Source organism: Sporosarcina oncorhynchi, from assembly GCF_033304615.1.
Taxonomy (GTDB): domain Bacteria; phylum Bacillota; class Bacilli; order Bacillales_A; family Planococcaceae; genus Sporosarcina; species Sporosarcina oncorhynchi.
Window position 1 is genome coordinate 2,701,124 of record NZ_CP129118.1, and the last position, 13,848, is coordinate 2,714,971.

Annotated in this window: 8 protein-coding genes; 2 read left to right on the top strand and 6 right to left on the bottom strand. The window is 40.6% G+C overall.

Going from position 1 to position 13,848, the window contains the following annotated elements:
- Positions 1–3: 3 nt before the first annotated feature.
- From pelG to QWT69_RS13250, 6 genes are all read right to left on the bottom strand, one after another.
- Positions 4–3,132, bottom strand: coding sequence for an exopolysaccharide Pel transporter PelG (pelG, locus tag QWT69_RS13225; protein WP_317966345.1), 3,129 nt, complete (start codon positions 3,130–3,132; stop codon positions 4–6).
- On the bottom strand, positions 3,110–4,543 hold the full coding sequence (gene pelF / locus QWT69_RS13230; RefSeq protein WP_317966346.1) for a GT4 family glycosyltransferase PelF: 1,434 nt from the start codon (positions 4,541–4,543) through the stop codon (positions 3,110–3,112). The genes pelG and pelF overlap by 23 nt, the downstream gene beginning before the upstream one ends.
- Before the next feature lie 4 nt (positions 4,544–4,547).
- Positions 4,548–6,398 (bottom strand): DUF2194 domain-containing protein, encoded by a 1,851-nt coding sequence (locus QWT69_RS13235; RefSeq protein WP_317966347.1) that lies wholly within the window; start codon positions 6,396–6,398, stop codon positions 4,548–4,550.
- The gene (locus QWT69_RS13240) at positions 6,398–7,291 is read right to left on the bottom strand and encodes a hypothetical protein (RefSeq protein ID WP_317966348.1); all 894 of its coding nucleotides are present in this window, start codon (positions 7,289–7,291) and stop codon (positions 6,398–6,400) included. The genes QWT69_RS13235 and QWT69_RS13240 overlap by 1 nt, the downstream gene beginning before the upstream one ends.
- A 5-nt stretch (positions 7,292–7,296) precedes the next feature.
- Positions 7,297–9,474, bottom strand: coding sequence for an NAD-dependent epimerase/dehydratase family protein (locus QWT69_RS13245; RefSeq protein ID WP_317966349.1), 2,178 nt, complete (start codon positions 9,472–9,474; stop codon positions 7,297–7,299).
- Between the two features lie 348 nt (positions 9,475–9,822).
- Positions 9,823–11,976 (bottom strand): right-handed parallel beta-helix repeat-containing protein, encoded by a 2,154-nt coding sequence (locus QWT69_RS13250; RefSeq protein ID WP_317966350.1) that lies wholly within the window; start codon positions 11,974–11,976, stop codon positions 9,823–9,825.
- Positions 11,977–12,228: 252 nt separating this feature from the next.
- Here QWT69_RS13250 and QWT69_RS13255 point away from each other — a divergent pair, with 252 nt between their 5' ends.
- Together QWT69_RS13255 and QWT69_RS13260 are read left to right on the top strand one after the other, a co-directional pair.
- Positions 12,229–13,515 (top strand): MBL fold metallo-hydrolase, encoded by a 1,287-nt coding sequence (locus QWT69_RS13255; protein WP_317966351.1) that lies wholly within the window; start codon positions 12,229–12,231, stop codon positions 13,513–13,515.
- A gap of 3 nt (positions 13,516–13,518) precedes the next feature.
- Positions 13,519–13,794: a DUF3006 domain-containing protein gene (locus QWT69_RS13260; protein WP_317966352.1), complete on the top strand. Its 276-nt coding sequence runs from the start codon at positions 13,519–13,521 to the stop codon at positions 13,792–13,794.
- The last annotated feature ends 54 nt before the right edge of the window (positions 13,795–13,848 follow it).

Here is a 13,848-nt window from a genome sequence, read left to right on the forward strand (position 1 = left end):
AATTTACTCCACCTCGAACTCTCTGACGCCGTCATGGAGGACTTCATCATCATCGATAGTCAGGTCAAATGCATCTTGGCGATTTCCATGTTCATCTCGAACACCTGACTTCCAGTAATATGTCCCTGGCGGCAATTTTTCTATTTCAATTGAATTCAATGAAATATCCTTCTTCTCAAAAACAATATCAGTGAACTCCAAATTCCTTGAAACGGCAATGTCATAAAACAATTCATCATCCTGCAAATCAAATGACAAGCCCCACGCAAACTTCAACTTATCCCCTACGTCTTCAACATCATGCATATAATAAGGTTTCGGTTTTTCAAGGTCCTCGTAATACCTTCTAAGACTTGCCTCTGGTGTTTGTAATATGATTTGTAATTCCTCATCGTAATCCCCTGCATGTGATGGCAAGAAATTCGTATCAGGATAACGATAGAGAAACGGTTCGACAATATCCCGATAGCGCTCTAATTGCACTGCAATCGTTTGCTCATTTATATAATTTTTATGCAACTCTTCAATTTTCGCGGTTAACTTGTCCACGTTCCCTTGCTTTCTGAAATAGCGGTTTGCTAACTTCGAAACCCAATAGTTACTAATCCCTGTTTGAAACGTTTGCATCGTTTTTGCTTTTCTTTGAAGCTCCCATCCTCCATCATAATCCCATGGCAATATGTACCATTTATTATTGTTTATTGGTGAATAGAGGAAAAAGTTGTTTGCTTCCGTATCCATATTATCCATTAGGATATTAATGGCCGTCCAAGTTAAAAAGTTCTCCTCATCGAAATGAAGACTCATTACATCTTCGATTGGCATGCTTAAATTGTTCACATCATCCAACATTTTGATCAATTTTCCATGCTCTTTTCTACCTTTCACTTCTAAAATAGTTTCAAATTTTTCCAAGTCAAAGTCTGGATCAGTTTCTTCTTTGATAAAATCTTCATATCTATCAAACTCGAAAAAGTTTACTTTATACAAATACCCATTCGGGTCAAGCATATGTGATTTCAAAAACTTCTTATTTGGCTGTTCAACGTGGGTAAACAAGCCATAATCTTCATAGGGCGCCTCTTTCGCTCCTGTTGATAAATCCTTCACATAAAGATGAATAAACTGCGTTCTTAAACTAGTGATATTAGGAATTGTCTCCATTAAGTCAAAGCTCAACTTATTACGGACGCGGGAGAATTCACTAATATGCTTGTTTAAATTGACTGTTTGCTGGCCCATATACAATCCCGCTTCGTCATTAAGCTTAATCCGAAACGATTTCTGTGGCTGGTTCCATGCTGAACGTCCCCGTAGTTGTATGGTTGCATTTTCTACTGTCGTTCCATAGCCAAACATACCTGAACGCGGTGCATCTTCATCACTAAATCCTTCTTGCATAATAATTGGTAGTTTTTCACCAAAGGTTTTTTCCGTCTTTCGATTCAACCCATACCAATCAAGAGATTCGTCTTTATTCTTCTTTTTAGGCAAAACCGTAATGTATAACGTTTTTAGAGATGAATCATCATCCCGCTCATAAAGTCTTTCATCTTCGGTAAGTTGTGTATTGATATTGTTCGGCATAGAAGCACGGTTGACAATTTCTTCAACTTGGACATCCTCTTCCTCATTGCTTTCAATGGAACTACCAAACGTACAAGCTGACAGCAACATCGTGGAAACTACTAATACAAATGCAGTGGATGCAGCTTTACCGAACTGCCTATGCTTTTTCCGTGCCGTCTGCAAAGTAATCGGCTGCGAACAAAATGTATAGTAGTCGATATTGCGAAGAACATAGAGCAGTCTTGCAAAAACGAGCCCGACGGCAATCGCAGATGCGATAAACATACCTAGGCCATCAAATCCTACATTCATCATCCAGTAGCTGAATAAAATATTAAAAATAGCAAACATAGCGCTAATGCCAAGCACTCCTTTACGATCATCAAAGTACATTAGAATGTGTGTCAATACGAAAAAAATGATAAACAAGAAATAAGCCAATGACAAAATGATAAACAAGTCCAATTGCGCCATTGTAAATCCGATTTTTGGTAAGAACTTGATACCAAGAGCAATCGATAAAATCGTGAATAACAACTGCACTTCTACTAGAAAACTAACTTGCTTCATTAACGTTTTCTGCATTTGTTGCTTAGCCACTTTAATATCTTGTATCGTTCCACCATTTACGATATTTAAATAATAGAGACGGAATTTCTCATAAAATGCTGTTTCTACAGAAACGACAAATGTAACAAATGTCGGCAACACAGTTAAAAATGCATAGAATACAGGCAAGTCATAAAAAGGCATGATTAGAAATTGATCTGCAATCGATCTGCCGCCTGGGCTTAACCAATAGACGAAGTTATGCAAGTAAATACCGGAGTACACAAAGCAACCCGCAAAAAATAAAGAAGCATACTTCTTCATATAACCAAGGTACTCAAAATAATAGCCTTGCTCCGCCCTCGGAAAACGCTGTTCGAAATGGAGATTTGATAGAATAACAATTAGTAAAAACCCGATATCTAAACTGATTAAAGGAGTGACCGTAGAATCCAAGGTCGTCAAGCGAGATAGAACCCATCCACTACATACTGCTGCAACTGAGCCAATTGCAAAACCTCTTACAATTCGCACGTAATCTTTCAATGCCGATAAGAAGACACCTTGAATCCATACGATGATTAGCAGCAAAAAGAAGAAATAGGCTGAAGCCTTATACATCCACCCAGCTGATACAGCACTCAAAAATAGTGCTCCTACAACAGCGGCAATCGGTAGCATGACAATGAGTGCTCCGTAATAAGCTGACATTAAACGACTGTACTTCTTTTCATAGAGCATATCGGCTGTATAGCGTGTTAGCACCATTGAAATGCCACTTGTAAATACAATAGAAAAAATGAAGCAATAGGAAACGGTCGCAATATACAGTTCCCAATTCGCATAGCCCATTTGCTTCGTTGCTGTAATCCGTTGCAAGGCAACAATGAGCCCCATACTTAAAATCATCGGTCCAATAGTCGTAAGCGATGAATAGGCATAGGCTTTCAGTTGATTCACCATTCCTTGCTCACGAAACATTTTTCTCAGCTCAAATCCTATGCCCGCCATCATGTCCACCTCCCATTGATTCATACAACCTACGATAATTTTTGATAACATCATCTTGACGGTAATACCGTTCAACGCGCTTGTACGCATTTCGTGCCATTTCTAGACGTAACGCTTCGTCTTTATACAATTTAATGGCTGCATTTGCCATTTGCTCATAGTGCATAACCGGCACGACAATGCCAGAAGGACCTATACCATCGTCTATTCCTTCGAGTAACTCTCTGCAACTACCAACGTCTGTTGCAACAAAGGGTTTTCCAGCAGCCATGCCTTCTAATATGGCTAATGGCTGACCTTCGCTAATGCTAGATAACACTAATAAATCCATCTTTCCAATGTATTCTCTGATGGGTACTAACCCTGTAAAGAAGACATCCTTTAATTCCAACACTTCGACCAGTTGCAAACACTCTTCGTAATAGTCCTCATTTTCTTCATAAGGCCCCAAAATATAAAAGACAGCGTTTGGCAATTTCTGTTTGATGAGTGCAAAACTTTGTAGCATCGTTTTAATATCTTTAATCGGAACGACGCGCACGATGGCTCCAATATAAAATTCATTTTCCGGCTTAGTAGAAGGCAATCGTTTGTAATCGACGACAGAAACACCGTTCGGAATGATTTCGATTTTTTCTTCCGCACATCCTAATTCAACTTCCACTTCTTTATTCCGCCCGAATAACGTCGTCACCCAATCCGAATGATTATAGGCACTTGAAGATAATCGATAGAAATATTGAATCCACAAATCTTTAAAATATCCTTTTACCCAATCCGCCTTAATAATCTCTTCTTCCCTCTCACGCGAATAAATTCCGTGCTCTGTTAGTAAAAATGGCTTTCCATGTACTTCATTGGCAACCGTTCCAATAATCCCAGCATAACCTGTTGAAACACCATGGTAGAGATCTGCTTTTGGAATATCATCCCGTATGATGATAAGCAATGGTAAGATCATCGAGCGAACTGTCCAGAACATTTCTGTGAAAGGTACTAACGGATAGTGTTCTTCACATAATTCATGCAAGATGTCATAGAAATCCCGGCTAGTTAAAAAATCCGAAACATTGCTAAATCGTGGACTGCGCACCATTCTAATAAACGCTGGCCAATCCATCTCCCCTTCGCTCCCAAGCAAAGATTTCACATTACGTTTTTCACCAATGGTCATTTTGAAGCTTTTCCCCCACTTGACCTTTTCTTCTAAATAAGAGTCTAAGAACGATTCTTTTACCTCAACGAGATTGTCTGGCAACTCGTACTTGAACTGCCCTCTTTGCTTCTTCTCTGGAGAAATAGCATAAATTATAAACTCATGCTCTGGCATTTGAGTGATTACACTTTGGATCCAACTCGACACTCCACCTGTTACATAAGGATAGGATCCTTCCGCGATTATACAAATCCTCATCACTTCACCCCCCTAGTCCCATCGAAAAATCATTGCCAGAAGCCTTAACTAAATAAACGCCTGTATCGATTTTCTGTACTGAACAATTCGTCAGTCTCCCAATCTTTTTATTCGTACGCAATATAAAATAATGCTCTTCTGCATCAGTATTTGTCGCAACTTGAAGCTTTTGTCCATCTTTTGAAACGATCATTCTGCTTTGTAGCTGGTCTGCCATATTGATTGCTGCATCTGAAGAAGTAATACTGCGCAACCATGGGTATGTCGTGTGCAATCTATCTAGCAAATGCTCAAAATCCTCATACAGACTCTTCCATGTTTGTTGACGTCCTCTTTCTTGGTCTAATAAATCATCTGGGTGAAGGAAATGTGAAAACACTCCTAAAGATGTAATCGTGTTCGCTTCTACCCATTTATTGTAATCCGTATCAAAATAGCCGGATGTGATTCGGGGCATTTCCATAATTCCATCTGCACCTATTTCAAATTCCTGTACATACGATCGCTCAAACGGATCTGTCATATAGAGGGATGAAATGACTGCTAGTTCGGGCCAAGCATCCACCAACGCTTGTCTTCCTTCATGGCCAAGCACATTAGATGGCGGGACATAGGACATCACACTATAATTCGGAAATGCCTGCTTGAGATAACGCAATATCGTCTCTATAGACGCTTCCATTTCCTCAGCCTTTTCCCATGGGATATATCCGAAGTAATCCGCAATTTCTTTGTTCATCTGGAGCGACTGATGATTATAACCGTGTATGCCTATTTCGCCACCACTTTTAATAACCTCTCGGCCGTACCCGATAAGGTTATGCAGTTCTTCATCGCCTAGATTGTAAAATGGCGGTTTAACATTATCCCCGTACGTTTGAATAGCTACCGCCGTGTATCTCACGTCATGGTTGTTAGCAACTTTAAGCATTTGTGGCCACCATATATCATGGAAAAATGTCGGAATGTCCATTTTGTATTCTTTATAAATGACGTCGTTTATCCCTTGAGGAATTGGTGCTGGAAAATCATCAATGTAAAATAGCTTCGTATTAAAAATGGGGTAGATGTAGTCCGGCTCCATCATACTGATCCCGCCTGCAATCAATCCTCTAGCATCCTTTCCACCAAGGCTACTGCCATTAAAAATAACGAAAGCACCGTCGCCAATCTTCTTTTTCCACATCAAAGGACTTTGATCTGCCGTAGTCGCTAACAACTCCACACTGTCATCCAATTCCGCCGGGATAATATCGTTATAAATAAAGTCGCCGTCGTACTTTACCCCTTTTTGATTGATCAGGACGTTGGATGAAAGCCCAATACCATATTTCCCTTCTAAATAACCGAAGTTTACAAATCCTAATTTGCGATAGACTTTGTTAAACGCATCGGTAGGATTATCTGAGCGCATCCAAAACAGATGCCCACCATTTTCAACATATTCAACAATATCTGGTATCTCATATTCCACACTATCTAAAGAGGATGTGAGCAAAACAGCTTGGCAATTTTTCACATCCAAACTGTTTGTATCGAGATCGATTGTTTTATACGGCTGTTGCATATAACCGAGGACACGCTCCGTGTTCACTTTCACCTTTACGCTTAGCTCGTCCTCACCATCAAATGCTAAGCAATAGTCACGCTCGGACTTTTCGACTGCAGCTACTAATTTCGTTTCTGTTGCTAAATACTGTTCTTTTATCATTTGATACTGTTGATGGTTTTTCTCGTTATGATTAAACTCTAATACGAATTTGGACCTGGATAATTGCGTGACTCCAGCAAAAAGCAGGATAAATAGCATGATAATATATACTTTACGTTGAAACCTTACATCTCTTTTCATCATTACGCTCCTTCTGACCAGAACCTCACCATCGTTAGAGCTTGATTGGATAATTTGATTGGCGAGTTTTTCAAGCTATCCAAAGCTTGTTGAAGCCGTTGTACTGAACGGATTTCATAATAGACTTTCATCAAGCTTAAATACGCCCCCTCACTATCGGGCAATGCATCGACATATAAACGAGCCATTTTTTCCGCTTCCGCAAAGGATCCCAATGTCAATTCCAAGTTCACACATTCCTGATACGCCCATTCGCAGCACTTATCCAATTCAATCCATTTCAGCAGAACCGTGCGGTATGTGTACCGATATTTCAACAATGTCCGGTCATCTAAAAACCCACTTCTCATATAAGCATGCAACACTTCTGCGTAGGTCTTGACGACTAGCTGATCGGTTGGATCAGATTCGAATTTCACAGCTAGGTCTTGTAAAGCGAGCTGTAATTTCCTCTTCGCTTCCATGATGGCACTTACTGCATAATACGATGTTTCTTTGTCTTCATTGCTCACTGCACGCTGAAGTATTTCCAAGTAATTAACGGCATCTTGTTTCAACACATCAATGAGTACCTTTCTTCTTGTTTTGTTTTCACTAACAACCAGTGCATCTTCAATCGGTATGACATCAAGTTCTTGCTGCCGTTCGATTTGTTGATAAATCCCAATTCTTTTCACTTTATGTTCTTCTGCCTGACGTGTAACAAAATCCTCGAAGTCCTCATTACTATCTCCAATGAGCCACTTCGGCCAAAAAGTCGGAAGAAGCCATCCCACACCAGGCAAGACAACGATAACGATCCCTTTCATAAGTCGATCTTGCCAAGACTTCCTATACAGGACATAAATTAGCAGGAGCGATAGTAGTACGTAAATACCGTAAATGATCCAGAACATGCGATTCACTCCTCTGTTAATGCAGTAAAGATCATGGAGTCATGTGTCAACCGGTTCACAATCTTTTCTCGATCTTCCATACTGGTATTCGATAATAAGACAAGTAGATTCCCCTCTTCATCCAAGCCAAGATAATCTGTTTCTCTTAACTTCGTCGACAAATAATCTGCCGTATCGCTATTCGACAAATCATACCGCTCAGCATTCAACAGTAAATACGGCACATTATATTCTTCAAACATCTTTTTCTTGGATGCGACTATTTCATTGAACACTTGTGGTTTCATAATCATAGAATTCTCAAAGTACCGTTGTGATTCAGTCGCTGTAATATGCGTGAATGCTTTACTAAGTGCTGAAGAAATTAACTCTGTCGTGATACGGAATAAGTTTTGGTGATACATTGAAAAACTTTCAAACGACAATCCGTCAATGGATATAATCGCGGTCACTTTATCGTTATAAAAAAGCGGTGCAACCATTAATGGCACGTCATCTTGCAGACTCCCATTAATATAAATCTGTCCCGATTTAATCGTGGTATTTACATACTCATGCTCGGATACTTTCAAGGATTTCGGTAATTCAAATAAATCGTATCCAGAGCTTGCTATAAGGCGTAAATACGTTTCATGCGGGTTGACGATATAAATTTTGACTTTCTCCACTTGCATAATAGATTTGACAACACTTACTGCAGAATTAAAGACATGTTCCGGCTCTAGGCTCTCTAATTCTTTTGTTGCCGCATAAATCTTTCCGTAACTATCCCCAGCATTTAAAATGCGTGTTTGAAGTTCATTCTTTACGTCACGAACGTCGGTATAGACACTGTCGAGAAACTCATAACGGTTGTTCAATTCATCCACTTTGTATTCCTGTTGTTTAATCGTCGTGTTTTTTCGTTCAATTGTATAACCGACAACTAATCCGACAAAGAGGTAAATAGCGAGTTGAAAGAAAAAATCAGTATCGTACGTCAACGATATGAAATCCCGGCCGCCCTCAAGCTTCTGGTAAATGAACAACCCTGTTGATAGCACGACAGCAGTCATTGCCTGACGACTGCCGTGCATCATTCCAATAATCGTGATATAAAATAACTTCAGATCAATCATGCCACTTCCACTGTTCGGATAAATCAATGTCAGCCAAGCGATTAACCCGAATGCGACGACGTTTTCTAGAGTTGGAAGTATCTTATCGAATACTTGACGAGCTTTTATACGCTTTGGCGAAACAGCGGGTTTTACAACTGCCTGCAGTTCTGCTCTTTCTTTCATAAAATAGCTAGCTGTCTTTGAAAGTCCTTCTTCAATTGTATAGAGCGGGGACCAATCCAAGTCATGCATCAGCTTTTGGTTATCTAACACGGAATGATCAATATCTCCGACTCTTTTTTCTTTATAGATGACTTCTGTAATAGGCTGAATCGCATCCATTACTTCAATAATGCGGTTTACTGATGTCTGCTTATTAACCGAAAGATTATAAACCCCTGTTTGAGTACTGTTTGCCCCCCGGTAAATTGCAAAGGCGACATCTTCGACATATATAAAGTCCCGTGTCTGCTCACCGTCTCCAAGCACAATTAAAGGCTGTTCCGTTAGTAGTCGGTTCATGAAGATGGAAATGACGCCCCCTTCTCCTAAACCATCTTGACGCGGTCCGTACACATTCGAAAAACGAAAACCAAGTGTCTCTAAGCCATATAGCTCTCCCCACTTTTCACAGTACAGTTCCCCGCTCAGCTTACTAATCCCATAAGGTGAGATCGGAGCGCACTCCATCTGTTCCGTAATTGGCAACTTGGTTTGCAATCCATAAACAGCTGCAGAAGAAGCATATAAAAACTTCTTTACGTCATATTTTGCAGCCAGATTTAATATATTCACAAGTCCGACGATATTCGATTCCGCATCATACGTCGGATCAGTAACCGAATTGGCGACACTTACTTGTGCAGCCAAATGGACGGCAACATCAATTTTATGCGACCTAAAGATTTCCTCGCACTTCGAATCTTCAATTGACAATATATAACTATTATGCTTAAACGAGACGTTCTCTTTCTTCCCGGTCGTTAAGTTATCGATAATGATAACGTCATAGCCTTCTTGGTGAAAACGCTCGGCAACATGAGACCCGATAAATCCATATCCTCCTGTTACTAAAACCTTCATTTGTTTCCCCACCTTTCTATCAAACTCACAATTGACAACAAAACTCACAATTGACAACAGTAATCATCGCTCAAGTTATTATGAAGTTGCCTTGCATACATTCAGTTGATTATAAAGACCCACGACAAAAGACTGAACTTTGCTTCACCACTTATATATTTGTAAATTATAGAACTTAATACTTAAAGAACTCTTAAACTTTTCTTACATCAGCACTATGTACATACTTTTTTAGCGTTCTAAAGTATGGGTATTTCTATAAACTCATGCCTCACACTCTATAAACCTATCCATGCAAAAAACCGAAAATGCTAGGATATAGCATTTCCGGTCAATAAGTAGGTTATTTTATTGTTTTGTTTTAATCATTTGTATTGACTCCATTTTACTCTCCATTGGTAACTTGTCCGTCCGTGAATCTTTCCATGCATAGCCAATGGAGATTGCTTGCTGAGATTTGCCTACATCCGTGAGAGGAATTGCATATTCTACCGCAGTCGAACTTACAGCATATCGGCCTGTTTGACGGTATGAAGTAACTTTAGACCAATTCCAATTGGTTCCGCCACTTCCGCTATATTTATATAATGTCCCGTTTTCAATGAGATAACCGGATTGATTATCCGACCAATATGGAGATTCAAAGGCCGTTTCATCCTCTCCAGTGTCAATAAACAATTGGCCTTTCTCAGTCAGTAGATGGCCTTCAATTAGTACATACAATGTATCGCTTGTCATTACTGCTTTCATACTTCTAACATTTGACCCACTAGTACTAAGCTCAGGAAGTGTTTCCCAGTCATCACTCATCCCGTCTATCGTAATGGTTACAGGCATGGATACAGGCGGTTCAACTGTTGACGGCTGTACCTCAGGCATATCCGGGATAGGTTCTGCAGGCCTCGACGCAGCGTTTGGCTTGTCGTATACAGGTTTAACAGGAACGAAGCCACTTATATATTCCGCTGCTCCTATGTCAATTCCCCCGCCAGCAATACGAGGTTGGTTGTAATAATCCACTGTCATCTTATCAACCAATTGCAATGTTCCGCCATCGACCGCAGGCGATTGACTCAAAACGTATGGACCGTTTTTCTCGATATCTCCAAATCGTGGATCTGCATATATGGAATGCTTATCAAAACCGGTTGCACTTTTAAATGCCTCCCACGATTTATAGCTCACACCATCAAAACGCCAACTTTTCACATTCATGTCATCCGCGCGGTAATACAGATTATAGTCAATCACATTGCCGCGTCCTGTCTTCTCGCTGTTTTTGATAAATCTCTTTTCAGGAAACGTATAAATGATATTATTCGCAAATGTATTATTCACGTTGTAATTTTGCAACGTGATTTCCCCATATCCTTGATGCGACGTATCGTTCATGTAAAGTGTATTATTCACAATTCGATTGTTAGAAGCACCTCCATTGTCTAAACCGGAGCCGCCCATAATAATTCCTGCGCCATGATTATGATGTAAATAATTATTGCGCACAGTTATTTGACTCGTTTCTTTCCCTTGAATCTCACTTGCCAATTCAATCCCAAAATTGCTATTAAACACTTCGTTGTTCTCTACAATTATATTCGTCCCGCCGTCCACATAAATGCCCGCAGCCGCTCGCTCTCCCTTATTTCCGTAAGCCGGATTCGTGGCAGTGTCGATATTGTAAACAAGATTATGCGCTACGATACCATTTCGTGCTTGGTCAATACATGGGGCAGAACACGTTTTATAATGACCAATAATATCGATGCCAATATTATTGTTATCATGTACTTTATTATATTCAATGACAAAGTCTTTCACGTTGCCATCCAATGTTAATGATTCACTCGAACCGGAAATTAGGTGATGAATATCGTTTCCGGTAATCTTGATGTCTGAAATCGGTGTTAGCGAATCCCCATACACGATAAGTCCATGCGCATTCCCATTGGTCGCATAGTTTGAGATGCTATGGATATGATTATCCGCGATAAGTATATGTGATCCGCCTCCACGAACTTTCATGCCGGATATATAATCACTACGGCTGTCCGTTGTGAACCCACGTATTTCAAATCCTTGCACAGCGACATAACTCGCTCCGCGAATTAACAGCAGTGTGTTCTGGCTACTTGTCGGTGTTATATTTTTCCCTTCTAGCACAGGACGCTCGCCCGGAAAAGCCTGAAACGTAATATAGCCTTCTTGAGCAGAACCAGATTGCCTAATTTGGACGAACTCTTCGTACAGTCCTTCTCGCACAAAGACCGTTTCTCCAGCAACAAGCGTATCAGCCGCTTTTTGGATTGTTCTCCACGGCGCTTGTAGCGTCCCCGGATTCCCATCATCTCCACTAGTCGAAACGTAATACGCTTTCTTAGATGAAGTGTCACTCGAGTAAACAGGGGGCGACAAATAGACAATACCTATCATCAACGCCATAAGCGCGGTAAAACTTAGCTTGGAGTGCTTCATCATTTTGTTGTGTATCCTTCGTATGTTCATTTGAAGCGGAGCTCCTTTCTATCTGAATAAATCATAAGCGATCTATGCAATTAAACTGTATCACGAACATTTCGAAATTAACATATCTCATCACTTTTATATGTTAAGTTTTCAAGTGAAAATTTTACAAAGTATACAGGATTAGTCGATTGTTTGTACTATTTTTAGTTCTTAACGTGCAGCTTCTTTTTTATTTCTTCCCTATTAAATCCTAATGGTATACTAGACGCATATATATGAGGGGGACAACAATTGAAAATCAAGTTTTTTTCAATTTTGTTTTCTTTGCTTGTACTCGTTGGATGCAGTTCTGCAGCTCCTAATTCGTTCACAGACGACACGGATAGTGGATCAGCGGAGCAGGATGTTGTTGAATTAGATGACACCTTAGACACCGTCATAAACAGGGAAGAAAACGAAATTGAAACCGAAACGACTACAACCGAAGTAGCCAACACCGAAGACATTTCGGCAGAGACTCAGCTAGTGAATCCGCAATTGGAACGTATGAAAGTCCATTATATAGACGTCGGTCAAGCCGATGCCACACTGTTGGAATTTTCCCAGGGTGACGAAGATTTTCACATACTAATTGATGCAGGGAACTGGAATACGACAGATGTTGTCACGTATTTAAAACAGCACAATATTACCCATATCGACATTCTAATGGGTACGCACCCTCATGCCGATCATATCGGGCAAATCGATAAAATCATTGAAACACTTGTCGTGGATGAAGTATGGCTAGCCGGAGAGACTGCGACGTCACAAATATTCAGCCGGATGCTAGACGCCATCGAAACGAACGATGTCGGTTATTATGAACCGCGTACCGGCGATGTATTTGATGTCGGGCCACTTGTCATTGAAATACTTAATCCAACGGAACTGACAGGTGATGTCCATAGCAGTTCCTTATCGATGAAAATGACTTACGGAGACGTCGCTTTCATCTTTACAGGTGACGCCGAAGTAGATGTGGAACGAGCCATCTTGAATAAAGGCTTTGATGTACACGCAAACTTCTTGAAACTCGGTCATCACGGCTCGAAGACGTCCACTTCACAGGAATTCCTAAATGCCGTCGACCCTGAAGTCGCCATTATTTCTGCAGGCATCGACAGTCAATACGGCCACCCCCACGCGGAAGTCGTTGAAAGAGTTCAATCAAAAGGTATCGATGTGTACGCAACAGCTACACAGGGCACAATCGTTGTATCAACAAACGGGCAAACATACGACATCGAAACGTTCAAAACAACGAAAGCTCCGGTAGTCGCTCCTAACAAATCCAGTGCGACAACTGTACAGAAACCAGTGACCGAAAAGGAGCCGGCACCTTCAAACTGTGTCGACATTAACATAGCGACGTATGAACAACTTCAACAAATCAAACATATCGGTCCTGTGCGAGCACAAGATCTTATCGCATTAAGACCGTTCAATAACGTAAACGATTTAAACCGCATTAAAGGAATCGGGCCAAGCCGCATTGCTGATATCATTGCACAAGGCCTAGCCTGTACAGGAGGATGACATATGACGACAATTGAAAAAGGTGTTCTTGACCGGATTGAAGATGGACTGCATGCCGTTATTATCGTGGAATCAGTGCAGCAAGAATTCATAATTGCCGCTTCCAAACTACCACCAGATGCAAAAGAAGGCATGTACTTCGAGGTATCCATTAAAGATGGTGATATTGTCGATCTCGCCTTTGACCAGCAAGAGACAGCTTTGATGAAGGAAGCAATCGAAGGGCAGTTGAAAAGACTTCAGGCAAAAAGCGGGAAAAGTCGTTTCAAGCGAAATTGACACCTCTTCCAGTCGACAGTCGAGAAAAACAATCTTATTCTAGATGAAATACAG

What these genes read in the sequence shown, in the direction of transcription:
- QWT69_RS13250 (WP_317966350.1), bottom strand. Translation starts at nt 11,976, where the DNA reads ATGAACATACGAAGGATACACAACAAAATGATGAAGCACTCCAAGCTA.
- QWT69_RS13245 (WP_317966349.1), bottom strand. Translation starts at nt 9,474, where the DNA reads ATGAAGGTTTTAGTAACAGGAGGATATGGATTTATCGGGTCTCATGTT.
- pelF (WP_317966346.1), bottom strand. Translation starts at nt 4,543, where the DNA reads ATGAGGATTTGTATAATCGCGGAAGGATCCTATCCTTATGTAACAGGT.
- QWT69_RS13260 (WP_317966352.1), top strand. Translation starts at nt 13,519, where the DNA reads ATGACGACAATTGAAAAAGGTGTTCTTGACCGGATTGAAGATGGACTG.
- QWT69_RS13235 (WP_317966347.1), bottom strand. Translation starts at nt 6,398, where the DNA reads ATGATGAAAAGAGATGTAAGGTTTCAACGTAAAGTATATATTATCATG.
- pelG (WP_317966345.1), bottom strand. Translation starts at nt 3,132, where the DNA reads ATGATGGCGGGCATAGGATTTGAGCTGAGAAAAATGTTTCGTGAGCAA.
- QWT69_RS13240 (WP_317966348.1), bottom strand. Translation starts at nt 7,291, where the DNA reads ATGTTCTGGATCATTTACGGTATTTACGTACTACTATCGCTCCTGCTA.